We start from the raw sequence: 22,888 nt of genomic DNA, 5'->3' as shown, positions 1-22,888 counted from the left end.
GCTGGCGCCGAACCGCAGGCAAAAAAACAGGCGCCGCAGCGCCTCGTTACTGATCTGCAGGCTAAATAGATCAGGCCGTCACGTTGACCAGGGTTCCGGTCTGCTGCCCCGAGGTATTGACCACGGGCGCGGCCGTAGTACTCAGAATATCCGACTGCAGCACATCGGCAATTTGCGTTCTGAGATCACCCAGCTGGCTCTGAACCTCGCCCACCGAGTTCTGCGTCGCCAGATTCAGCCTTGCCTGACTGGCGTCGCCCTGCGCCTGTCGCGACTGGATCTGCAGAGAACGGGCATTCTCCTGTGCACGATCGGCAACACTCTGCGCTGACCGTGCCTGAGACTGCAAGGCCGCGGCCTGCTGCTCTGCCTGATCAGCATTTCGCCGCGCCTGTTGCAGCTGGAGTTGCGCCCAAAGCCCACCACTGGCCGATTGAGCGCCTGATGCCGACGTTACTGCCATTTCGTCACCAATCGCCTGTTACGAACCCGTTTGAGCCTAAGCCGTCACGTTGACCAATGTACCGGTCTCCTGACCCTGTGCATTCTTGACCGGACGCGGCGGCTCTTCCGTGCGCTCGACACGCTCTTCGGGACGCGGCTCACGCTTCTCGGCTTGTTGGACCTGCTGGGCCTGGCTCGCCTGAGTGCTCGAGTTTGTATAAGCACTGATACTGGAAGTTACTGATTGAATATCCATTTCTTCACCTCGACACGATAATTCCTGAACTAACTTTACACCATTCAGGGAAATATTCCAGAAGTATCCACTGCAGCCGATACTCAAAAAACAGCAAAAATAACAACGGATTTGACAGAGCATGGATTTGAGCCGGCGAGTTTCATTACCGGATAAGCCGCCCAGCGTATCACCCGCCAGCGCGCCACCAACTAAGCGAAAGACGGCATCGCCGCCTTCCTCGACAAGCGTCCACCGGCGTGGCTGGCAAGAGATTGCCCGATGCCTCAGAAAAAGCGAACTTCGCCCTGAATCCAAGTCAAATGTAATCGACGAATTGATCCCGCATGCGAGTCGTGTCAGTGGTCCACGTGGCTACCGGCGCAATACGGAGCGGCAAGGAGCGAACGATGAGCACACAAGAGACGAAGCAAGGGCAACTGGTTCTGCTGGTGGCGACCCGCAAGGGCGCCTGGCTTTTTCATGCCGACGCGGCGCGGCAGACGTGGAGGGTCGATGGCCCGCACTTTCTCGGCCAGATCATCAATCATCTGGTTCTCGACCCGCGCGACGGACGCACCCTTCTGGCGGCGGCAAAGACAGGTCATCTCGGGCCGACCGTCTTCCGCTCGACCGATCTCGGAAAAACCTGGCAGGAAGCCGCCAAACCGCCGGCCTTCGGTCCGGCAGTCAACGGGCTGGATGCCCGCGCCGTCGATCACACCTTCTGGCTGACGCCCGGCCACGCTGACCAGCCAGGCGTCTGGTACGCCGGCACCTCGCCACAGGGCTTGTTCCGCTCGGCAGATGGCGGCATGAACTGGGCACCGTTCTCATGCATCAATGACGACCCGCAGTACCGCCGGTGGTTCGGCACGGTGCAGGACGGCACGCCGGATGGTCCGAAGCTGCATTCGATCATCGTCGACCCGCGCGACGCGCAACATCTGTACTTCGCCATGTCGGGCGGCGGCGTGCATGAGTCGTACGATGGCGGGCTGAGCTTTACGCCGCTCGTCGACGGCATGGAAGTGGTCGAAGGTTTCGATCCAGCCGATACCAGTTTTCACGATCCACACTGCCTGCGCATGTGCCCGAGCAATCCGGACCGCCTCTATCAGCAGAATCACTGCGGCATCTACCGACTTGACCAGCCGGGCAGGCGCTGGCGACGCATCGGGCGCAACATGCCGAAGGATGTCGGCGACATCGGCTTCCCGATGGTGGTGCACCCGCACGACGACCGCAGGGCCTGGGCTTTCCCGATGGATGGCACCGAGGTTTGGCCACGGACCAGTCCTGACGGTCGTCCGGCTGTCTATGCCACGCGCGATGGCGGTGAGACCTGGCAGCGGCACAGCAACGGAATGCCGGCCGACCAGGCATGGTGGACGGTCAAGCGGCAGGCCATGACAGCCGACAAACAGGGCACGGTGGGTCTTTACTTTGGCACGACGAGCGGCGAATTGTGGAAGAGCCGCGACGAAGGCCAGCAGTGGGCATGCCTGGCGCGCCACCTGCCGGAGATTTATTCGGTCGAGGTGGGATATCCGCGTTGAGCCGCCAGACACAATGCGCGTACTGATTCCGAGCGCCCTGCACTCCTACACTACGCAGCCCTGGGTCGAAGCCGGGGGCGAGACAGTCGGCGAGGTGCTCGACGATCTTGAGCGGCAGTTTCCCGGCATCCGCTTTCGCATGGTCGACGAGCAGGGGCGCATCCGGCGGCACATCCGCCTGTTTTACCGGCGCGAGATGGTGTTCGATCTGGCCACGCCGCTGCCTGCGGACGGCGAACTGCTCATCGTCCAGGCGCTCAGCGGCGGCTAAAAAATTCCGGGGTGGCCAATCAGGCCGTCAGCGGGTCGAACTGAGAGAAACGCTCGGGCAGCATCGCGTCCTCGCCGGGAAAGCTGCCGTCGGACAGGCACAGCATCTTGTCGAGATGGCGACAGGAAAGGAGCTCCAGCCGCTTGTATAGTTCCTTGCACAGCGAGCGGGCGTGCTGGCCCGGCCAGTCGCCGGGCAGCAGGACTTCCGGCAATTCCGGATCGCGCAGCAGGAGGCGTCGATAGTCATGGATGAGCAGGATGCGGACGAGGAAGGCATCCTGCTCACTGACATTGGCCAGATGATCGCGCCGCAACTCGTCGAGAATCGGCTGGTAAACCGCCACGAACCCGCTATAAGCTTCAGCCAGCGCCCCGAGATCCCAGGCACGGCAGACCAGATCGGCATCGCTGGCCGATAGCGCCGAGCGGGAATCGGCGGCAAACAGGGGCAGCAAGGCGCCCAAGGCAGATGACAAACCTTCGGCGATAAGGGCATCGAGCACGCTGGACAGCTCGGCGCTCGGGTGTACAAAACAATCGCCACCCAGAACACCGAAACCCTGCCAGAACAAGGCGCGGCGAACCTGCTCACGGACCTTGGGCGCCAAGTCGCCGACGACCAGAATCAGGCGCCAGCGGCGATCCCAGAGCGGCGCGTGCGAGGCGTAAATGTGCCGCGATGCTTCCTCGAAACGGCGCCGACCGGACGGTGTCAGCACGTAGTCGGCACGCCGGCCTATCGTTTCCGTGCGTAGCCATTCTTCCTTGGCCAGCCGGAATACCGAGGTACGAATCAGGCGTTCGTTGAGTTCCAGCGGTTCGAGCAGACGAATCAGGCTACCCAGCCAGATCCGGCCGCCACGCGGCAGGATGGCGTCACCGAACACGGTGATGATGAGCGAACCGGCCTGAACCCGACGCTGCTGGCGGAATTCATCGAGACGGGACTGGATGGCGGTGCTCACAACGATCGGCTGGGTCGGAGGCGTTTGATTCGTTTAGCGGGGATGTAGCGCACAAAATACTACCCCATCCTGCGTATCATTTTTTGGTGCGTGCGAAATACAAGAACCCATTGGCGGCAGACATCCGCAGGTCAACATCGAGTATTGGCGATACAAATACAAATAGATGTAACAACAAAATGTAGCGCTTAAGTGCCCCATTCCCGGCAATTCGATCGCAAAACCTACAAAGGCAGTTCCGCCTGAATCGCTGACGGCGCGATTTCATCACCCCCTGCCTCCACCAAGCCACCGGCGCGAACACCAAGCAGGCGGATACGCTGATCGAGCGGCACACGCTTCAGGCACAGGCCGGCCGCCTGCCGAATCGCAGCGCCGTCGCTGACAGCGACCGGCAAGGTCACATCACGGGTAACCGCCTTGAAATCCGAATATCGGATCTTGATACCCACCGTCCGGCAGGCGTAGCCTTTTCGCACCAGGTCATCACCAACGCGCAGGCAGAGCGAGGTAAACACTTCGGACAATTCGGACCTGTCCGCTTTGGCGTGCAGATCCCGCTCGAAAGTCGTTTCCCGACTGATCGACTTCGGCTCCGACTCGGTGACCACGGGCCGGTCATCGATGCCATGCGCGATGCGATGCATCCACAGCCCGGTGCTCCGGCCAAACTTGCTGACCAGAAACTCCGGCGGCGTCGCCGCCAGTTCGCCGATGGTCCGAATACCGTGGCGCTCAAGACGTTCGCTGGCTTTCGGCCCGATCCCATTCACCTTTTTTGCCGCCAGCGGCCAGATCCGTGTCGGGACATCCTCCATCGACAAGATCGTCAGCCCATTCGGCTTCTCGAGGTCCGAGGCAATTTTGGAGAGCAGTTTGTTAGGCGTCACGCCTATCGAACAACTCAACCCGGTTGCGGCGAAAACCGCATCCTTGATGCGCTGAGCCAGGACGCGGGTTTCCTCCGGAATGTCGCTCAGATCGACGTAGATTTCGTCAATTCCACGGTCTTCGACATGCGGCGCAATTGCCCGGACAGCCGCCTTGAACAGGCGCGAATAGTGGCGATACGCCTCGAAATTGGCCGGCAGAAGAATGGCCTCCGGCGCCAGCTTCGCCGACTTCATGAGCCCCATGCCGGAAAACACGCCCAAGGCCCTGGCCTCATAAGTCGAGGTGGTAATCACACCTCGCCCCGTATATTCACGCAAACGGGAAAAATGCCTCGAGCCGTCGGCTTGCACCACCGGCTGATGAACACTCCGCCCACCGACCACGACGGCCTGCCCGCGCAACTCGGGATAGCGAAGCAACTCGACCGAGGCGAAGAAGGCATCCATGTCGAGATGGGCAATGCGGCGAATACTGTTCATATGAACAGTATATCAAAGCGTCTGTTGCTGACTATGTTCAAGACGAGCAGCTATGGAAAAAAAGAGCCCCGGAATTTCTTCCGGGGCTAACCGAGGTTGCTGCAGAGAGAGAGGTTCCTCCAGCCGCAGGCAGGGGCCTGATTTTGTCGACTTCACCTTGGCGTGCGAATCGCACTGCCCTCGGCTCGTCTTCGCGTCAATCCCCTGCCTACGACCGGAGCTGCCGTCAGGCGTAAGTCGGGGCGAAGGCGGCTTCGGGGTTGGTGGCCGGGCCCTTGTCGGTCCAGTACGGCGAAAGTTTGCGCAGTTGGGCGACGATGGGCGGCACGGCGGCAATGACGCGATCGATTTCTTCTTCGGTGTTGTAGACCGACAGCGAGAAGCGGATCGTGCCGTGCGCGGCGGTGTAGGGGATGCCCATGGCGCGCATGACGTGCGATGGTTCGAGCGAGCCGGAGGTACAGGCCGAGCCTGAGCTGCCGGCAATGCCAACCTTGTTGAGCAGCATCAGAATGCCTTCACCCTCGATGTATTCAAAGGCGATATTGCTGGTGTTGGGCAGACGATTGGATACATCACCGGTCGGGAAGCAATGCGTGATCTGGCTGAGCAGCCCCGTCTCCAGCTTGTCGCGCAGGCGGCGGACTTCGGTGTTTTCGAATTCCATTTTCTGCATGGCCAGTTCGCAGGCCATGCCGAGGCCGACGATGGACGCCGAGTTCTCGGTGCCAGCACGACGACCGCGTTCCTGATGACCGCCACGGAGCAGCGGACGGAAGCGGCAGCCGCGACGCAGGTAAAGTACGCCGATGCCCTTCGGGGCGTGCAATTTGTGACCGGACAGAGAGAGCATGTCGATCTTGGTGTTCTTGAGATCGATGGGAATCTTGCCGACAGCCTGCACGGCATCGGTGTGGAACATGATGCCCTTGGCAGCGGCCATTTCGGCCATCTCGACGACCGGGAAGATGGTGCCTGTCTCGTTGTTGGCCCACATCGCCGAGACGATGGCGACGCGGTCATGGAGCAGCGAACGGTACTCGTCCAGGTCGATACGGCCCTTCTTGTCCACTTTCAGCTTGTGAACAATGTAGCCTTCCTTCTCGAGCCAGTCGCAAAGCGTCAGGATGGCCGGATGCTCGACGTTGGTGGTGATCACCGTGTTGCGTTCCGGCTGTGCCTTGAGGGCGGAGAGGATGGCGGTCGAGTCGGATTCGGTGCCACACGACGTAAAGATGATTTCCGAGTCATGCTCGGCGCCGAGCAGCGCCTGAACCTGACTGCGGGCCTTCTTCAGCGCCTTGCCGACTTCACTGCCAAAGGCGTGAATCGACGAGGCGTTGCCGAAATGCTCCGTGAAGAACGGCAGCATGGCTTCGACCACAGCGGGATCGACCCGCGTCGTGGCGTTGTTGTCCAGATAGATCGGTTTCATGGCGCAGTCCTCGGGTTCTCTGTTGAGGTTGGGATGATTTCGAATTTGGCCGTTTTTTCCGGTTGACCGTAGCAGTCTCGATCAGGCCTCTACGGGCATGTGCGACGACGGCAGCACCTGGACCAACTCGCCCAGTGTTTCGATCATCTTCTGCTGGATGCCGCCGAGGGTGGCTGCTTCCATCATGCAACCGGAGCAGGCGCCCTTGAGGTGCACATAGATCTTCTTGCCCTGGACGTCGGCCAGTTCGACATCGCCGTGATCGCGCTGGAGCATCGGGCGAACCGATTCGAGCACTTCCTGGATCTTGGCAATCTTCTCGACAATCGACAGCTTCTTGGCCGGCGGCTTCGGCGCTTCCGGCGTCGCCGGGCAAGCGGGCGGCGGCGAGACTTCGCCCGGACCGGCACGCTCGGACATGACCTTGGCCAGAATTTCTTCAATACCTTCGTGGCAAGCAGCACAACCGCCGCCGGCCTTGGTGTAGAAGGTCACTTCCTCGACCGTGTTGAGGTTGTTAGCTTTGACCACGTCCTCGATCATCACGGCGTCGATGGCGAAACACTTGCAGATCAGCGCGCCTTCCTCGTGGTCATCGGACCACTCTTCGCCACGGTAGTTGGCGATGGCGGCCTGCAGGGCTTCGCGGCCCATGACCGAACAGTGCATCTTTTCCGGCGGCAGACCGTCGAGGTAATCGGCGATGTTCTGGTTGGAGACTTCGAGCGCCTGATCCAGCGTCATGCCCTTGACCATTTCGGTCAAAGCCGACGACGAGGCGATGGCGGAGCCGCAACCAAAGGTCTGGAAATGCGCGTCGAGAATGACCTCGGTTTCCGGCTCGACCTTGAGCATCAGGCGCAGCGCGTCGCCGCACTGGATGGAACCGACGTCACCGATACCGTTCGCTTCTTCCAGCGGGCCGGAATTGCGCGGGTTAAAGAAGTGTTCGCGAACCTTGTCTGAATATTCCCACATGACTATTGCTCCTTAGACCGAGAACGAAGAGCCGCAGGAACACTGGGCGCTGGCGTTGGGATTGTCGAACTTGAAACCGGTATGGGTCAGCGTATCGACGAAATCGACGGTGACGTTGTCGATCATCGGCATGGTCATTGCATCGACCAGCACCTTGACGCCTTCGACTTCCAGTTCCCAGTCGTCTTCAGCCTTCTCGGTTTCGAGCTTCATGCCGTATTGCAGGCCGGAGCAACCGCCACCGGAAATGGTCAGGCGCAGCCCGAGCACAGGTGTTTCAGAACCGCGGATAAAACGTTGAACAGCCTTAATGGCAGCGGGGGTCAGATTGATCATGGCGATTCTCCCAGAGTAGATGACCTGATCTTGCAAGGGCCGTGCCACGACAGAAATAAAAATATAAACACTTAATTTTCAGCGGCTTGGCTCAATCCGAAAGCCAAAACCGCCTTGTCAGGTTCACTACAATCCCTGACAGATACCCCACTCGAAGCCGACGGTGCGTGGCAAAACCGGGAACCAAAACCCGTTTTCACTGCTCCATCACTTGCCGAAAGCAAGGCGCTGCGGCATTCTCCGCGCCCAGCATCCGGCAAGGGCCGCCCTGGAAGCGTTTCCGGACGATGACAGGTACGGTCCGTGCTAATTGGTGTTCAGATCAACGACGACCTACAACAACATGACCGCCCCCTGGCAGAGAAGCTTCCTGGATTTCGCCGGCCCCGGCATCGACCGGCCGTCGGACACCCTGCGCGTGACCGATGACGAAGCGGCAGACATCCTGGCCAAGCTGGCCGCCCAGGCGTGGTCTACGCATTTACCGAGCAGCTCGCTACGCAACTCGGGCTACACCATCCGCCATGCCCGCGAAGGATTCACCACGGCGCTTTTCAGGGTGGGTCGCATCGTCGGCTTCTATGCCGGCTCCTACCTGTGGATTTCAGCGGAACATCGTGGCAAGGGATTGTCGACGCCGCTGATCCTCGCCGCCGCCGAACAGCGGGGCGGCAGCATCATGCCACCCGGCGTCGTCCTTCAGGGCTACACCCCGGCCGGCCTCGCCGCGCACCGGAAAGCGCACCGCCAGGCCCTACTCGACGCCACCGAACAAATTATCCCAGGACGTGCTCGTACGCACGGCGCAGCAGATTTCGTTCGACTTCGCTTAGCTGGCGCGACTCGGTAATTGCGATGAAACGGCCATGGATCCGGTCAGCCGCCGCGAAAGGTGGGTCAATGCTGGCAAAAGCGGCGAGCAGAACGGGCACATCGCCCTCCGGCGTATCGACCCAAGCCTGAAAATCAGCCACCGGCTCGACTGCACCCTCGGCCAACCCGAGGTGCACCTCGGCTTCGCGAACAACCGCCGTCGGATGAAACTGGACGGTCGGTGAAAAATCTTCATCGCGCAGCGCCGACAATGTCGGCAATGGCTTGAAGGCGACAACGCCTGAACTCAGGCAGAGAAAGCGGACACGGCCGCTGGTCCCATGCTTGTGAATGAACAATAAGCGGGGCGAAACGCTCATGGCCTACTTCGCGTATTCCGCCAGGACCGCATCGCCGCGAAATTTCTCCGGTCGGCCCCAGATTTCAACGGTATCGACGTAGAAATCGGCTTTGGCAGGGTGCGCCAGCAGCACCTGGTACTCGGCAAAAATGCGGCCGTCGGGAAAGAAGGTCGCCTTGCCGAAACGGGCCTTGCCGCGCCAATAGGCCAGCACGCTGACCTCCTGCGAATACGGGTCGGTCTCTTCCTCGAACACGACATCGGCCCACACCGGCTCGTCACCGATCGACAGGCCGAGCTTTTCCACCTGAGCACGCAAGGCGGCGCAGACGGCTTCGCCGGTGGCGTTATCGGGCAAGCTTGCTGTCATGGTCGAGGTATCGAGAGCGTGTGCACATCTCTGCCATTCCCGCAGGCGCGGAAATGACAGAGCTTTGTGCTTCAGGCCGGTGCGTAGGTGTAGCAGTCCTTCGGACAAACACGTCCGCAGGAGCCACAACCGATGCAGTCAGCCGGATTGGCCAGCGACATGACCATCATGTTGTCGTCTTCGTCATCATCGTCGTCATCCAGCTCTCGCTCAACGAGATCGAGCACATTGCGCGGGCAGACCTTGTAGCAGCGGCCGCAGCCGATGCACTTGGCCTGATCGAGGCTGGTGGCGAATTGCGGCGTCCATTCGGTGCCGCCCTTGGTGAGTCCGGTGATCATGCTGGTTGTCCTTTCTGCGCTGCTGCGAGTCGGGCACTGGCATCGGCCCACGCCTGGCAGGCATCGTAGGTGGATTGGGAAAGCGCGGGAATCTCGTGAAAGCCCGCCGGCAGGCGGTCTTCCACGAGGTCGTGCATCTGCGAAGCCCACTCGGAAGCAATCCGCTTGAGCTTCTTGACTTCCTTGTCGAGGGCGGCCAGTTCTTCGTCAGTCATGTTGCCCCCTGCCCTTACAGCCCGGCGACGTTCGGATACTGACCGATACGTTCCAGCGCGATACCGAGCATCTTGTCGGCGTCATCCTTCATCTTGGACAGGCTCGGGAAGCCGAAGCGATGCACGTCACGCAGGGTCTTTTCGACAGCAACCAGCTTGCCGACGGTGATGATGGCGCGGCCGAAACCTTCGTGGGTCAGGTGCACGAGCGGCACGGCGAGCAGCTTGCATTCCTTTTCGATGAGCACGGCGATGGCGTTGTAGAAGGCCTTGACGCGCGAGATGGTCTCGTCGTCCGGATCACCGATCATCGGGATGTTGGCCTTGCGTTCCTTGGTCAGGATGTAGGGATCGAGGATCTTTTCGACCGTCCAGCCGGCGTAGGTGCCGTAGGTATCGAGCGCGCGCATCTGGCGGGCCATCTCCTTGACGAAATCGGTTTCGAAGATGGGATCAGCAGCAATGGCTTCAGTCATGGTCATACTCCTTGGGAAATGGGTTGGATTGGTTGGAAACCGGAATGAGTTGTGGCGCCGGCATGAGGCCGGGCACCAGGCCGATGGCGATGCGCGCCACCGCCAGGGCGCCGAGAAAGCCGGCAATGGCGCCGAGGGCGGTAGCGCCATCGCTGCCATCGAGCAGCGAACCGAGCCAGGCGCCGAAAATCATGGCGAAGGCCGGGAAGAGATAGCCGAGCAAGGCCGAGAAAGTCAGGCGACTGGCCGGAAGCGCGATCATCACCATGTCGCCGGCCTTGATGTCGCCGGAAACCGGCAGGGTCAGCAAGGTAGCCGGACGGCCGCTGGCCATTTTGCCGATGCCGCAACTGCTGCCCTGCCCGCAGGACGAACAGCCAGCCGTTTCCATGGCGACGATGGCCTTGCCCGCCTCGACACTCTGGACGATGCCGCGGTGTTCGATCATGTTGGCGCTCATCCTTCCCACCCTTCCTCTTCCATGGAAGCGAAGCGATTCTCTTCCTTGGCCTTGGCCTGGGCGGCGATGGCGCGGTCAATCCAGACCACACCGCCTTCGCTCATTGCTTTCGAAATTTGCCCCAAAAGCTCGTCGACCGTGTCAACCTCATCGACGCGGATCGGCTGGATGCCCTTGGCCAGCAGCTTCTTGATCGCCGAAGCGCCAATCGCCATGACGTAGACCCCGGCGCAGCCTTCGAGGAAATCGACCTTGGCGCCGAGCTTGTCCTCGTTGCCATCCATCGCCTCTTCGGCGAATTCGGCAACACCGACCAGCGTTGCCTTATCCGGCGTCACTTCGTAGATCACGAAGCCCTCGGCCGAACCGAAGTGCTGATTGACCCGCGTCCGGTCAGTGGAAGCAAAAGCGACCTTGATCATGGCGTCCGGCTCCTGCCTAATGGACCAGACCAGCTGCAGCCGACGAGATGACATGTTGTTTGCTGACGCCATCGCGGTCGTCGGCCCAGTAGATTGATCGATAGGGTGCGAGTTCATGGTGTTGTCCCAGCATGAGGTTGGCTAGATCGAACAAGGCTTGCCGCGTACCGCGGTAGCCCACCCAGGTGCGGGCGTAACCGCCCACATGGTCGTATTGCGGAAAGCCGGCCCGAAGCAGCGGCAAGCCCAGCCGCGAAGCGGTGTCGGCGGCATGTGAATTGGCGACGATCAGTTGCGCGCCACCCAGCACGGCCTCTTTTTCCATATCCTCAAGGTCACCGACGATGACCTTGGCGATGGGCAGTCCAGCCAGGCTTTCATGCTTGTGCGTGGCAACGGCGCTGACAATCTCGGCCCCCATGCTGGTCAGGAAACGCACCTGCATGCCGACCAGATCGGGGTCGCCGGCCAGCGCAACGCGGGCGAAGCCGATCATGAAATGGCTGTCCACCATGGCGTCCTGCAACTGGGCGCGATGGCGTTCGATCTTCTCGGGCACCGGCTTGCCGGAAATCTCGGCCAGCGCCTGGGTGAAAGCGTCGCAGTCGTCGAGGCCCATCAGACCATCGAAACGGTAATCGGGCACACCGGTGCGCGTCTTCAGGATGTTCGCCGCCTTGAGCAGAGAGGGGCCGACCACAAGGGTCGCGGCCGACTCGCCCATGATCTCGATTTCCGAACGCGGCGTGCCGCCGATGGTCAGCGATGAAGTCTCGGCTTCGGTCAGATGGCCATCGAGCGAATCGCCAATATCCGGAACGACGATGGCACGCAGGCCAAAGGCTTCGACCCAGTCCTTGATCGCCTCGATATCGCCCGGCGTCAGCATGGCCGAGGCCAGCACATTGACCTGCTTGGGCCGCTTGCCAACGCAGGCGCTTTCCGGCACCAATGTTTCGATCAGCGCCTCGATGGCCAGCGCGTAACCGCTTTCCAGACAGCCGACGTAATCCGGCGTATTCACTGGGACCACGGCGACATGGTCAAATTCCGGGTGGGCCCGGCGGAAATCGCCGACACAGCGGCGAATGTCGGTGCCCTGCGTTTCCGACAGGCCGGTCGTCACGAGACCGATGATGTCCGGCTTGCTCTTGTCGGACAGCGTGCGTAGCGCCTCGATGACGTTGTCGTCGGCACCCATGATGCTCGACACCTGATCCATCGCCGTCGTCTGCAAGGGGATCGGCTCGCGGAAGTGGCGGACGAAGAACACCTTGCCGAAGGCCGTGCAGCCCTGCGAACCATGCATCAGCGGCAGGCTGCGGTTGAGACCGAGGAAAGCCAGCGAGGCGCCGATGGTCTGGCTGACCTTGAGCGGATTGACCGCCAGCGCTTTCTTGGAGTGGATGATTTCAGCCATGGTTTTTCCTTAAGCGGCCAGCACGGTGCCGGGACCGCTTTGCTTGGCCCACGGTGCCGGCTTGCGCACGGCAGCCCAGACCGGGCTTTCCATCGACAGCGCCAGTTGGCGGGCCAGTTCGCTCATGCCGGCGTAACCGGCGTAGCCGAATTCGCGTTCCTGGTTGATGTCGAGGAAGGGAATTCGTGCCTTGAGCGCCGTGTAGAGATTGCGCCCGCCGGCAATCAGGATGTCGGCCTTGTACTCGTGATAGGTCGACAACAGCGCCTTCGGGCTGCCGTCGTCGATCATCTTGGTGTCCTCGCCCATCAGTTCGCGGATGCGCGCCTTGTCCTCTTCGGTCGATTTCTTGGTGCCGGTCGCCACCACCTTCATGCCCAGATCCTGCAGGGCCGAGACGATGGACCACGATTTGACGCCGCCGGTGTAGAGCAGCACGCGCTTGTCCTTGAGGCGGGCACGCCAGGGTTCGAGTGCGGCATGGGCCTTGGCTTCCTCGCGGGCGATGACCACCTCGGTGCGCGCCGTCAGATCCGGGTCGCCGATCAGCCGGGCGAAATCGCGCAGCGCGTTGGAGACATCCTGGACACCGTAGAAACTGCCTTCGAAGAAGGGTTGACCGAAGGTGTCCTGCATCTTGCGGGCGACGTTGAGCAGCGCCTTGGCGCAGACCACCATATTCACCTTGGCGCGGTGCATGGTCTGCACTTCATGGAAGCGCGAGTCGCCGGACAGCGTGCAGAGAATGCGCAGGCCGAGCTCGTCGAAGAGCGGCGCGACATGCCAGAATTCGCCGGCAATGTTGTATTCGCCGATCAGGTTGACGTCATAGGTCGGCAGGCCGTCGGCGCGTGGCACGACGGGCGCCGGTTCGGCGGTGCCGATGACGTGCTTGAACATCGCTTCGCCGGCCAGCCGGTTGCCGAGATTCTTGGTGCCGTAGAAGCCGGCAGCATCGACCGGGACGACCGGGGTGCCCCAGCGTTCGGTCGCCGCTTTGCAGACGGCGCCGACATCATCGCCGATCAGGGCGGTGACGCAGGTGTTGTAAATGAAGACCGCTTTCGGCGAATAGCTATCGATGGCCTGCTTGATGGCATGAAACAGCCGCTTCTCGCCGCGCCCCATGACCACGTCGGTTTCCGACAGGTCGGTGGTCATGCCGATCTTGTACAGGGTCACGCCGGAAGAGCGCGTGCCGCGGTTGTCCCACGAGGAACCGGCACAGGCAATCGGCCCATGCACGATGTGGGCAACGTCAGCAATCGGCAGCAGCGCAATCTGCGCGCCGTCGAAGGAACAGCCGCCCGCCGTGGCACCAGGCTTGGGCTTGGCGCAGCCGGACTTTTCCTTGGTGTTATGGGTACAGGCTGGCTCGTCGAGCAAGGCCTGGATTTCGCTGGCTTTCATGCTGTTCTCCAGAGGTCTGGATAGCAATTAGCAAGACGGGTGCCACCTTTAATTCATTGATTTATATGGATTTAAAACCGCGTGAATTGTCGTCTTTGCGACAAGCCGGGCATCTATCGACAAAAACACGACGGCTTTGGCGATGCCGCTACCGAAATATGCCAGCACGCTCTACAGTTAAAGAAAGAGAGTGAAGAACCACCATAAACCAGGCAAAAGGAGATTCAAATGCGTTCCGTACTACTTCCTGTCGACGGCTCGAAACATGCCTTCGCCGCTACGCTCTATGTGATCGAGTTTGCCAAACTGCACGGTCCGCTCGAGGTGCATGTCGTCAACGTTGAGCCGGCACCAGTTGCTTGGCAAACCCATGGCATGGAAGAAGAGGCGATCCAGGGCCACCTGACGGCCCGTGCGCATATTGCGCTGAAGCCCGTCCTCAACGCCTTGAACGAGGCCGGCATTGGCCACAAGACCTACGTCCAGCAGGGTGACATTGCCGAAATCGTCGTCGGGCTGGCCGAAGAACTGGGCTGCGACAGCATCGTCATGGGCACCCGCGGTTTGGGCGGGCTGGCGGCACTGGCTTTGGGTTCGGTGACGCGCAAGGTGCTGCATCTGGCGACAAAACCGGTTGTCTGCGTCAAAGCCGAGAACGACTGAAACGAGTTCGCCCCGACCGTCACCGGCCGGGGCGAACATTTGGTGTCAGCTTAGATGGCGAGTTCGTCGCGCAGCTTGGCCAACAGCTTGGGGCCGACGCCCTTGACCTTGCCCAGATCGTCGAACGACGCATAGGGACGGCCGGCAATGATGGCTTTCACCAGAGTAGCGCTCAGGCCTTTGACGGCAAGCAGTTCTGCTTCGCTGGCGGCATTGACAGCAACGCCCTTGGCGACCGGGGCCTTGGCTGGCTTGGCGGCAGCCTTGCTCTCCTTGGCCACCGGCTTTGGCTCAGCCTTGGCCTTTGGCGCCTTTTCCTTCGCAGCTTTTTCCTTCACAACTTTTTCCTTCGGCGCTTCTTCCTTGGCGACGGCCTTCTTGGCAGCAGCCTTCGGCTTGGCCTTGGTCTTGGCCGGCGCTTCGAGCGACAGATTGCAGTAGTCACGCGTCACGTAACCAGCCGGACCCCATTCACGCAGCATCAGGGTCAGCACGCCCGGGCCTTCGGGGGCAGCGGCCGGCACGACAAAATTGCAGTCGGTCAGCGCATTGCCACCGCCCAGCACGCCGAGAATCATGCTGGCGACCGGGACGCCTTGCCAGCTACCGCCGGCATAGGGTTCGTCGAGGGCCCACAGTTCGAGGGCCAGGGTGCCGCTCAGATTGTCTTCGGCGCGCGGGTTTTCGATGGCATCGACGGTCAGCGTGGCCATGCCGTCAGCCAGGGCGCAGGTCACATTGCCCGACAGCTTGGGCTGGACGAAGCATTCGGCGACCGGATAGACGGCCAGATCGACGACCATCGGCAAGCCGTTGTCGCCCCAGCAAACCAGCGCCAGCGCCATGTCCAGCTCATCCGTACCGGCCGGCGGCATGGCAGCAACCGTGGCGGTCAGGCTCTGATAACCGGCGGCCGGATAAACGGCCAGCTCGGCAACCTTGACGCCAGCCAGTTGCTGATCCGGAAAGCCTGACACGCTGCTCCACAACTGCAGCGCCCATTGCGATGCGGCGCTCAGCGCGGCATCGGAAAAGATCAGTTCGGCATTGATCAGGACGGAGTCGCCATCAAAGCAGTAACCATGCGTTTCGCCAATGTTGGCCAGGGCGTTTCCGGAAATATCTTGCGTCATAAATTGATACCTGTTCTATCGATTCGGGAGGCGCATTATATGGCCGATTTTTTGTTTTTTATCATGTAGTTAGTATTGTTTTTCTGGCACCGGAATGGTGCGCAAAAAGAGGTGTTATTTGTCGCAAAGCCGACATGAAAAAAGGCGGCCGAAGCCGCCCTTGATTTCATTTTTAGTCGTTTTTTCCGGTTGACCGTAGCAATCCCGGTTGGCGACGAGATTACTGCGCCGGGGCCGGAATCGCTGCTGGCGCTTCGACAACGACCGGCTCAGCCACTTTCTTGTGACCGGTATCGGGATGCCAGCCGAGCACGACGAGCATGACCATGAAACCGGCGACGTAGGCGACGGCAACGTGCCAGCCATGCTTGAGCCACTGAACGGCCGACTTGGCTTCCGGGTACATGTTGGACAGCGCGACGCCGGCCGACGAACCGAACCACAGCATCGAACCACCGAAGCCGACGGCATAGGCCAGGAAGCCCCAGTCGAAGCCGCCCTGACGCAAAGCCAGCGCAGTCAGCGGAATGTTGTCGAAGACAGCGGAAACGAAGCCCAGCGTGAAGGCCGATTGCCACGAAGCCGGTGGCAGCGCTTCGACCGGCATCATCGAGGCGCAGAGCACCAGCGAAAGCAGGAAGATAGAACCCTTGATGGTTTCCGGCATCAGTTCCCAGTCGTGACGACGAACCGGGATGGTCAGGATGATCGCCACCCAGACGGCGACACCGATGAACGGGAAGTGTTCGGCCATTTCCGGGAACTTGATGTTGATGGTGATGTTGGTCGCCACGGCAAAAACCAGCATGGTGGCGACGATGAAAATGCGCCCCCAATCCACCTTGGTATGGGCGTGCGCATGCTTGATGATCGGCGAGTAGGCGTGCTGCTGCTTGGCGCCGAAGTAGCCGATGATGAGCAGCGCGACGCCGGCCGCGACGTAGGCGTCGAACACCTGGCCCGGGCTGATGCCGTCGATCCACATCATGGTCGTCGTCGTGTCGCCGACCACCGAACCAGAACCGCCGGCATTGGAGGCAGCGACGATGGCGGCCAGATAGCCGATATGAACCTTGCCCTTGAAGAGCTGGTGGGCCATGGCGCCGCCGATCAGCGCAGCAGCGATGTTGTCGAGGAAGCTGGAAATCACGAAGACCATGACCAGCATGACAAAGCCGCCCTTCCAGTCTTCCGGCAGATACTTGGGCAGAATCACCGGCACATGGCTCTTTTCAAAGTGGCGGGCGAGCAGCGCAAAGCCGGTAAGCAGGCAGAACAGGTTGGCCACCGTCACCCACTCGTGACCAAGGAGCCCCATGAAACCGGCAACGCCGGCACCGGTCTTGAAACCGGTGAAAATGATCTTGTACAGGCTGATGGTGAACAGACCGGTCAGCGCGACATAAAGGGTCACATGGTGGAACAGCGCGACGCCGAGCAGGGTCAGACCGAAGAGGATGAAATCGATGGGGATACCGCCAACGCTCGGCAAGGCGTCGGCCGCAAAAGCGGAAGCGGGTAGCAACAGGAGTGCGGGCAATAAACGATGCATGGCTGTTCTCGTGGATGATGAAATTCTGGTTATTTGTGCTGCAAAGCGCCCCGAAGAAAGGTTCTTCAGGATGCATCCTGACCGGCAAACGACGCCATTGTCGACTGCCCGGCTCGGTTTTTCAAATTCGGATTTTCCCGTAGGGGCTCAATCGTCGGCCATGTCCTTGCGCGGCACGGTTTCCGGATCGGCGATGATGCCCCGGTAGATCTCGACGCGATCGCCCGGTTTGAGGGCGGCATCGAGCTTGACCAGCCGCCCGAAGACGCCGACTTTCTGCGCCGTCAGGTCGATATGCGGGAACTGCTTGAGTATGCCCGACCGCTCGATACCCTCGGCTACGGTCGACTCGTCGGGAACCTCAATATTCAGCCAGATTTGCTGGCCCGGTTCGGAATAGGCAACACCGATCTGCATCGTTTTTCTCCTCAGGCCGTAGCCAGTTCAGCTTTTTCTGCCGCACGTTCGCCCATGCGCTGTTCCATCACCCGTTTGCCAGCCAGCAGGAAGCCGAGAATGGCAAAGCCGCCCGGCGGCAGGATCATGAGCAGCGCCCCACCGTAACCGGGCAGCTTCATTTCAAGAAAAGCGAAGGATGGCCCGAGCAGGTTGGATGCCTGGGCGAACAGCGTGCCCGAGCCAAGAAACTCGCGGATCAGGCCAATGAAGGTCAGCGCACCGGTAAAGCCCAGCCCCATGGCCAGCCCGTCGACCGCCGAGGCGACGACGCCGTTCTTGACGGCGAAGGCTTCGGCCCGGCCGAGAATGGCGCAATTGACCACGATCAGGGCGATGAACAGGCCGAGCACCTTGTAAAGATCGTGCATCCAGGCATTCATCGCCATATCGACGACTGTAACCAGCGTCGCGATGAGCACGACGAAAACCGGAATCCGCACCTGCGAGCTGACCGTGTGGCGAATCATCGACACGAGAATATTGGAAACGACGAGCACCGCCGTCGTTGCCAAGCCCATGCCAAGACCGTTGGTGCCGCTGGTGGTGACCGCCATGGTCGGACACATGGCCAGCAACTGGGCGAAAACGACATTGTTTTCCCACAGGCCATCCTTCATCAACTTGCCATAAGAATCGCTCATCATCCGCTCCTAGCCCGTGATTTCCGCTTTGTGGGCGGCGAAGAACTCCAGCCCGCCCTTGACCGCCTTGACCACGGCACGCGGCGTGATGGTCGCCCCGGCGAACTGGTCAAAGATGCCGCTATCCTTCTTGACGCCCCATTTTTCCGGGGTCGGATCGCCCAGCGACTTACCATCGAAATCCCTGATCCACTTGTCTTTCTTGACCTCGATCTTGTCGCCCAGTCCGGGCGTTTCGGCATGCTTGAGCACGCGGACGCCGAGCGTCTTGCCATCGCTATCAACCGCCATGAGCACCTGGATGTCGCCGGCATAGCCACGTTCGGCCACCTTGAACAGCGCCGCCTTGACCACCCCGCCCTGCCGGGCGCGGTAGATGGTTATCGTTTTTTCGCCTTTTTTCAGGTCGACCGTATCCTTCAGAAAATCGTTATCGGCCATGCCCTGCGGCAGCACTTCGGCCAGTGAATCGCGCAAGTCCTTGGCTTCGGCCGCAGCGATGGCATCGCTGGTAGCGCTTGACGCCCAGGCCAGGGCCCCGCTGGCGAGCAAAGCGAAGACGCCAAGCAGGATGGGCTGGTAGGCGATCTTTTCGCGGAAAGATTCAAAATTCATCTCAGGCCTCTTTCGTTTCCGGGATATCGAGCGGCTTGCCCTTGCGGTCGCGGCCGAGGACACGCGGCTTGATGAAGCGGTCGATGACCGGTGTCAGCGCGTTCATCAAGAGCACGGCAAAAGCCATCCCCTCCGGGTAGCCGCCGTAAGTCCGGATGACCCAGGTCATGAGACCGATGCCGAGGCCGAAGACTATCTGTCCGCTGACGGTATTCGGCGACGTCACGTAATCCGTCGCGATGAAGAAGGCGCCAAGCATCGCCGCCCCCGACAGCAGGTGGGCCGAGACGCTCAGGTAATGCGTCGGATCGACGCTGTGGCCGATGGCGGCAGGAATTGCCAGCCCGGCCAGCACGGCAGCCGGCGTATGCCAGCTGATGATGCCAACACCGATCAGATAAAGACCACCGCCCAGAATGAGCAGCGAGGCCGATTCGCCGAAACTGCCGGAACGGGCGCCGATCCACGACAGCACTGGTGCATGGTCGCCGGCCAGCGAATGCAGCAGGTCGATGCCGCGCGACAGTTCAGTCTTGGTGTAGCCGAGCAGCGAAGCGCTGGCCATGGCATCGGGCTGCGGCAAGCTGGTCAGGAAGATGCGCAGCCCATCGATGAAGTCCGGTGCGGCCAGCGAAGTCAGCGGCAGCGGTGACACCCACATGGTCAGCGGCACCGGAAAGGAAACGAGCAGCGCGACGCGGGCCACCATGGCCGGGTTGAAGACGTTCTGCCCCACCCCGCCGAAAACCTGCTTGCCGATCACGATGGCGATGAAACCGCCGACCACGGCGACCCACCACGGCGCCCAGGGCGGCAAGGTCATGGCCAGCAACCAGCCGGTAAGCAGCGCCGAGCCGTCGAACAGCGTCGCCTTGATGCGCGTGACGCCCATCATCTTGAGCGACAGGGCTTCGAAACCAAGACAGGAAAGGATGGTCAGCAGCCACAGGAAGAAAGCCGGCCAGCCGAACAGCCAGAAGCCGTAAAGCGTGGCAGGCACGAGCGCCATCTGGACGCGGAACATCGTGCGGGTAACCGAGTTGCCGCCATGGGCGTGCGGCGAGGCAACCGGCTGAGCAGTCAAGGCGGCCGTGTTCATGCTGATTCTCCCTGGGTTTCGGCTTTGGCAGCAGCTTCTGCCGCGGCTTTGGCGGCGGCGGCAGCTTCTCGTTCGGCCTTGCGCTTGGCATTGGCTTCGGCCTTTTCGCGGGCCTCACGCTCAAGACGTTCCTGCCGTTGCAGGGCCAGTTTCTTCGTTGCATCGCCGCGCAGCTTGGCGCGGTCCTGCGCCGCCAGTTCGCCCTTGGCATGGACAAAATACTGAACGAGCGGAATCTTTGACGGGCAGACATAAGCGCAGCAGCCACAGGCGATGCAGTCTTTCAGCCCGAGATCGATCGCTTCGCCGTAGGCTTCATTGCGGATGCGCGAACTCATTTCGAGCGGCAGCAGGCCCATCGGGCAAGCCTTGACGCACGAACCGCAGCGGATGCACGGGTTCGGCTCCTGCTCGGCGACCTCGACCGTATCGAAGGCCAGGATGCCGCTGGTGCCCTTGACCACCGGCACACGCCAGTGCGGAATCTGCATGCCCATCATCGGGCCGCCCATGACGCGGCGGGCCAGGCCGAGGCCGTCACCCTTGAGGCCGCCGGCGAAGGCAATGACTTCTTCGGCCAGCGTACCAACGCGCACCTCGATATTGCCCGGCTGGCTGGCGCAGTTGCCATTGACCGTAACCAGTCGCGAAATCAGCGGCTTGCCGTCGCGCACGGCCGTCCGCAAGGCGAGCGCCGTGCCGACGTTATGAACGATGACGCCGATGTCGGCCGGACGACCGTCGGCCGGCACTTCGATGCCGGTCAGGACTTGAATGAGTTGTTTCTCCGAACCCATCGGGTAACGGGCCGGCACCGGGCGAATCTGCACGCTGTCAAAACCGGCTGCCGCGGCCTGCATGGCGACGATGGCTTCCGGCTTGTTGTCTTCGATGCCGACCAGCGCCACCTTGGCGCCGGTGGCGTGGAGCATGATGCGGATGCCATCGACGATACCTGCGGCAGCATCGCGCATCAGGCGGTCATCACAGGAAAGATAGGGCTCGCACTCACCGCCGTTCATGACCAGCGTCGTGACCTTGGCCTTCGAAGCGCCGATCAGCTTGACGGCCGACGGGAAGGCAGCACCGCCCAGACCAACGACACCAGCCGAGGCAACCCGCTTGCCGATCTCGGCCGGGTCGAGGGCAAACGGATCGTCGCAGCCGTGCAGTTCGATCCACTCGTCGGCGCCATCGGCGTCGAGAATGATCGCCGGCAGCGTCAGGCCGGAGGGATGCGGTGCCGTAATTTCAGTGACGGCAGCGACCGTGCCGGAAGTCGGCGCGTGGATCGGGGCCGAAACCATGCCCTGCGCCTCGGCGATCAGCTCACCCTTTTTGACTTTCTGGCCGACCAGTACGATCGGGCGGGCCGGCCCGCCAAGGTGCTGCTGCAGTGGCAGGTACAGCCTGGCCGGTACCGGCATGACACGCACCGGCTGATCGGCGGCCGGCCGCTTGTGGTCGTCCGGATGCACACCCCAGTCATCGCCGAGGAAGTGCTTGAAGAGGTTCATGAATCCCATGTCAGATCTCACGCAGCGGCAGGTTTGGGCATCACCCAGTGTTGCAGGGTGACCGGCACCGGTTTCATCACCAGTGCCTCGGTCGGGCATTTTTCGATACAGCTCGAGCAGCCGGTGCAGGCTTCGCGGAAGACGTTATGCACCTGCTTGGCGGCGCCGATGATGGCGTCGGTTGGGCAAACCTTGCTGCAGCGGCAGCAGCCGATGCACAGTTCTTCGGAAACGACGGCGATTTTCGGACCATCGTCGGACATCGCCGAGAGATCGACGGTCAATCCGAGCTTGGCGGCGATGGCGGCGGCCAAGGACTTGCCACCCGGCGGGCAGCAGGTTGGCGCCGCGCTACCGTCGGCAATCGCCGTTGCTGCGCCGGAGCACCCGGGGAAACCGCACTGCCCGCAGTTGGAGCCGGGCATCATGGCAATCAGCTCGTCGACCAGTGGATTACCTTCGACCTGCAGGAACTTGTTGGCAACACCAAGAATGATGCCGAGCGCGGCACCGAGGATAGTCAGACTGAGGATGGCGGCGATCATTTGGGCATTCCTCCTTAAACGTTAAGACCAGAAAAGCCCATGAAGGCAAGGGCCAGCAGGCTGATGGTGACGAACGAAATTGGCGCGCCGGCGAAGGCGCCGGGCACGCGGGCCAGGGCAATCCGTTCGCGCAGCCCGGCGAAGATGAGCAGCACGATGGTGAAACCGAGCGCCGAGCCGAAACCGTAGAGCAGGCTCTTGAACAGGCTGAATTTCTGTTCGACGTTGAGCAGCGCGACGCCGAGCACGGCGCAGTTGGTGGTGATCAGCGGTAGGTAGATGCCGAGCGACTGGTAAAGCCCGGGGCTGGCCTTCTTGATGAACATCTCGGTGAATTGAACCACCGCTGCGATGACCAGAATGAAGGTCAGGATACGCAGGTAGCCGAGCCCGAGGGGCTGCAGCATCCAGTTGTCGAGCATCCACGAGGCGCCGGCGGCCAGGGTGATGACGAAGGTCGTCGCCAGCCCCATGCCGAGGGCACTATCCACGCTCTTTGAAACTCCCATCACCGGACAGAGTCCAAGGAACTTGATGAGCACCACGTTATTGACCAGCGCGGTGGAAAGCAGCAGTAGGAGAAATTCGCTCATGGTGGTGTGGTTCCAGTTTTTTTCACTGACCTCACTGCATAAGCCATGCCAATCCTTGCGCACCGCACAAAACCCCACGCTGATGCGCCATTCGCAGCCATTGCACCAATACGGTGCGCCAGTTCCAGGAAAAAATGTCGCAAAGGCGACAGAAATTCGTCGCATTTCCCCCGAAACCCGCGCTG

General features: G+C 61.2%; 29 protein-coding genes. 4 read left to right on the top strand and 25 right to left on the bottom strand.

From position 1 onward, the window contains the following. Positions 1-70 precede the first annotated feature (70 nt). Together KI610_RS09245 and KI610_RS09240 are read right to left on the bottom strand one after the other, a co-directional pair. Entirely contained in the window at positions 71-463 is a 393-nt protein-coding gene (locus KI610_RS09245; RefSeq protein ID WP_226498353.1) for a hypothetical protein, read from the bottom strand. A gap of 36 nt (positions 464-499) precedes the next feature. Continuing rightward, entirely contained in the window at positions 500-700 is a 201-nt protein-coding gene (locus KI610_RS09240) for a hypothetical protein (protein WP_226498352.1), read from the bottom strand. A gap of 389 nt (positions 701-1,089) precedes the next feature. On the opposite strand from KI610_RS09240, the gene KI610_RS09235 reads away from it, so the two are divergent. Together KI610_RS09235 and KI610_RS09230 are read left to right on the top strand one after the other, a co-directional pair. Further along, on the top strand, positions 1,090-2,238 hold the full coding sequence (locus KI610_RS09235) for a WD40/YVTN/BNR-like repeat-containing protein (protein ID WP_226498351.1): 1,149 nt from the start codon (positions 1,090-1,092) through the stop codon (positions 2,236-2,238). A 13-nt stretch (positions 2,239-2,251) separates the two neighbouring features. Next, positions 2,252-2,509 (top strand): MoaD/ThiS family protein, encoded by a 258-nt coding sequence (locus KI610_RS09230; RefSeq protein WP_226498350.1) that lies wholly within the window; start codon positions 2,252-2,254, stop codon positions 2,507-2,509. A 19-nt stretch (positions 2,510-2,528) separates the two neighbouring features. Here the strand turns inward: KI610_RS09230 and paaX are convergent, their stop codons facing one another. From paaX to KI610_RS09205, 5 genes are all read right to left on the bottom strand, one after another. Continuing rightward, the gene (paaX, locus tag KI610_RS09225) at positions 2,529-3,476 is read right to left on the bottom strand and encodes a phenylacetic acid degradation operon negative regulatory protein PaaX (RefSeq protein ID WP_226498349.1); all 948 of its coding nucleotides are present in this window, start codon (positions 3,474-3,476) and stop codon (positions 2,529-2,531) included. Positions 3,477-3,700: 224 nt separating this feature from the next. After that, positions 3,701-4,849, bottom strand: a complete 1,149-nt coding sequence (gene dinB / locus KI610_RS09220) for a DNA polymerase IV (RefSeq protein WP_226498348.1) — start codon at positions 4,847-4,849, stop codon at positions 3,701-3,703. Between the two features lie 226 nt (positions 4,850-5,075). Next, positions 5,076-6,284 carry a cysteine desulfurase NifS gene (gene nifS, locus KI610_RS09215; protein ID WP_226498347.1) on the bottom strand — a complete coding sequence of 403 codons (1,209 nt, stop codon included), beginning with the start codon at positions 6,282-6,284 and terminating at the stop codon, positions 5,076-5,078. Between the two features lie 81 nt (positions 6,285-6,365). After that, entirely contained in the window at positions 6,366-7,262 is an 897-nt protein-coding gene (nifU, locus tag KI610_RS09210) for a Fe-S cluster assembly protein NifU (protein ID WP_226498346.1), read from the bottom strand. Positions 7,263-7,274: 12 nt separating this feature from the next. After that, on the bottom strand, positions 7,275-7,598 hold the full coding sequence (locus KI610_RS09205; RefSeq protein WP_226404810.1) for a HesB/IscA family protein: 324 nt from the start codon (positions 7,596-7,598) through the stop codon (positions 7,275-7,277). Positions 7,599-7,911: 313 nt separating this feature from the next. On the opposite strand from KI610_RS09205, the gene KI610_RS09200 reads away from it, so the two are divergent. After that, complete coding sequence (locus KI610_RS09200; protein ID WP_226498345.1) at positions 7,912-8,448, top strand: hypothetical protein; 537 nt, start codon at positions 7,912-7,914, stop codon at positions 8,446-8,448. On the opposite strand, the gene KI610_RS09195 is transcribed toward KI610_RS09200, so the two are convergent. The 9 genes from KI610_RS09195 to nifE all read right to left on the bottom strand — a co-directional run bounded on the left by KI610_RS09195 (position 8,375) and on the right by nifE (position 13,886). Beyond that, on the bottom strand, positions 8,375-8,791 hold the full coding sequence (locus KI610_RS09195; protein WP_226498344.1) for a hypothetical protein: 417 nt from the start codon (positions 8,789-8,791) through the stop codon (positions 8,375-8,377). The genes KI610_RS09200 and KI610_RS09195 overlap by 74 nt on opposite strands. A gap of 3 nt (positions 8,792-8,794) precedes the next feature. After that, positions 8,795-9,142 (bottom strand): hypothetical protein, encoded by a 348-nt coding sequence (locus tag KI610_RS09190; protein WP_226498343.1) that lies wholly within the window; start codon positions 9,140-9,142, stop codon positions 8,795-8,797. A gap of 71 nt (positions 9,143-9,213) precedes the next feature. After that, a complete protein-coding gene (gene fdxB, locus KI610_RS09185; RefSeq protein WP_226404802.1) occupies positions 9,214-9,483 on the bottom strand; it encodes a ferredoxin III, nif-specific in 270 nt (89 codons plus the stop codon). Further along, a complete protein-coding gene (locus tag KI610_RS09180; RefSeq protein ID WP_226498342.1) occupies positions 9,480-9,698 on the bottom strand; it encodes a CCE_0567 family metalloprotein in 219 nt (72 codons plus the stop codon). Before KI610_RS09180 ends, fdxB begins: the two co-directional genes overlap by 4 nt. Positions 9,699-9,712: 14 nt before the next feature. After that, on the bottom strand, positions 9,713-10,174 hold the full coding sequence (locus tag KI610_RS09175) for a NifX-associated nitrogen fixation protein (RefSeq protein WP_226404798.1): 462 nt from the start codon (positions 10,172-10,174) through the stop codon (positions 9,713-9,715). After that, positions 10,167-10,622, bottom strand: a complete 456-nt coding sequence (locus KI610_RS09170; protein ID WP_226498341.1) for a SoxR reducing system RseC family protein — start codon at positions 10,620-10,622, stop codon at positions 10,167-10,169. Before KI610_RS09170 ends, KI610_RS09175 begins: the two co-directional genes overlap by 8 nt. An 8-nt stretch (positions 10,623-10,630) precedes the next feature. Continuing rightward, positions 10,631-11,056, bottom strand: coding sequence for a NifB/NifX family molybdenum-iron cluster-binding protein (locus KI610_RS09165; protein ID WP_226498340.1), 426 nt, complete (start codon positions 11,054-11,056; stop codon positions 10,631-10,633). Positions 11,057-11,072: 16 nt separating this feature from the next. Continuing rightward, on the bottom strand, positions 11,073-12,476 hold the full coding sequence (nifN, locus tag KI610_RS09160) for a nitrogenase iron-molybdenum cofactor biosynthesis protein NifN (RefSeq protein WP_226498339.1): 1,404 nt from the start codon (positions 12,474-12,476) through the stop codon (positions 11,073-11,075). Between the two features lie 9 nt (positions 12,477-12,485). Further along, positions 12,486-13,886, bottom strand: coding sequence for a nitrogenase iron-molybdenum cofactor biosynthesis protein NifE (gene nifE / locus KI610_RS09155; protein WP_226498338.1), 1,401 nt, complete (start codon positions 13,884-13,886; stop codon positions 12,486-12,488). A gap of 228 nt (positions 13,887-14,114) precedes the next feature. On the opposite strand from nifE, the gene KI610_RS09150 reads away from it, so the two are divergent. Beyond that, positions 14,115-14,549: a universal stress protein gene (locus KI610_RS09150; RefSeq protein ID WP_226498337.1), complete on the top strand. Its 435-nt coding sequence runs from the start codon at positions 14,115-14,117 to the stop codon at positions 14,547-14,549. 50 nt (positions 14,550-14,599) lie between these two features. Here the strand turns inward: KI610_RS09150 and KI610_RS09145 are convergent, their stop codons facing one another. The 9 genes from KI610_RS09145 to rsxA form a co-directional block, all read right to left on the bottom strand. After that, complete coding sequence (locus tag KI610_RS09145; RefSeq protein ID WP_226498336.1) at positions 14,600-15,682, bottom strand: ComEA family DNA-binding protein; 1,083 nt, start codon at positions 15,680-15,682, stop codon at positions 14,600-14,602. A gap of 220 nt (positions 15,683-15,902) precedes the next feature. Further along, positions 15,903-17,234, bottom strand: a complete 1,332-nt coding sequence (locus KI610_RS09140; RefSeq protein WP_226498335.1) for a citrate transporter — start codon at positions 17,232-17,234, stop codon at positions 15,903-15,905. Between the two features lie 147 nt (positions 17,235-17,381). After that, positions 17,382-17,651, bottom strand: a complete 270-nt coding sequence (locus KI610_RS09135; protein WP_226498334.1) for an RnfH family protein — start codon at positions 17,649-17,651, stop codon at positions 17,382-17,384. Between the two features lie 11 nt (positions 17,652-17,662). After that, positions 17,663-18,334 carry an electron transport complex subunit E gene (locus KI610_RS09130; protein WP_226498333.1) on the bottom strand — a complete coding sequence of 224 codons (672 nt, stop codon included), beginning with the start codon at positions 18,332-18,334 and terminating at the stop codon, positions 17,663-17,665. A gap of 9 nt (positions 18,335-18,343) precedes the next feature. After that, positions 18,344-18,949: an electron transport complex subunit RsxG gene (gene rsxG / locus KI610_RS09125; protein ID WP_226498332.1), complete on the bottom strand. Its 606-nt coding sequence runs from the start codon at positions 18,947-18,949 to the stop codon at positions 18,344-18,346. A 1-nt stretch (position 18,950) separates the two neighbouring features. Further along, positions 18,951-20,048 (bottom strand): RnfABCDGE type electron transport complex subunit D, encoded by a 1,098-nt coding sequence (locus tag KI610_RS09120; RefSeq protein ID WP_226498331.1) that lies wholly within the window; start codon positions 20,046-20,048, stop codon positions 18,951-18,953. Then, positions 20,045-21,574 (bottom strand): electron transport complex subunit RsxC, encoded by a 1,530-nt coding sequence (gene rsxC, locus KI610_RS09115; RefSeq protein ID WP_226498330.1) that lies wholly within the window; start codon positions 21,572-21,574, stop codon positions 20,045-20,047. The genes KI610_RS09120 and rsxC overlap by 4 nt, the downstream gene beginning before the upstream one ends. 8 nt (positions 21,575-21,582) lie before the next feature. Beyond that, positions 21,583-22,110, bottom strand: coding sequence for an RnfABCDGE type electron transport complex subunit B (locus KI610_RS09110; RefSeq protein WP_226498329.1), 528 nt, complete (start codon positions 22,108-22,110; stop codon positions 21,583-21,585). Between the two features lie 14 nt (positions 22,111-22,124). Beyond that, positions 22,125-22,703 carry an electron transport complex subunit RsxA gene (rsxA, locus tag KI610_RS09105; protein ID WP_226498328.1) on the bottom strand — a complete coding sequence of 193 codons (579 nt, stop codon included), beginning with the start codon at positions 22,701-22,703 and terminating at the stop codon, positions 22,125-22,127. Between the last annotated feature and the right edge of the window lie 185 nt (positions 22,704-22,888).

Origin of the sequence: Ferribacterium limneticum (genome assembly GCF_020510565.1) — a bacterium.
In the GTDB taxonomy this organism is placed as follows: domain Bacteria; phylum Pseudomonadota; class Gammaproteobacteria; order Burkholderiales; family Rhodocyclaceae; genus Azonexus; species Azonexus limneticus_B.
The sequence above is the reverse complement of the archived record's forward strand: the minus strand, read 5'-3'. Positions and strand labels throughout refer to the sequence as shown.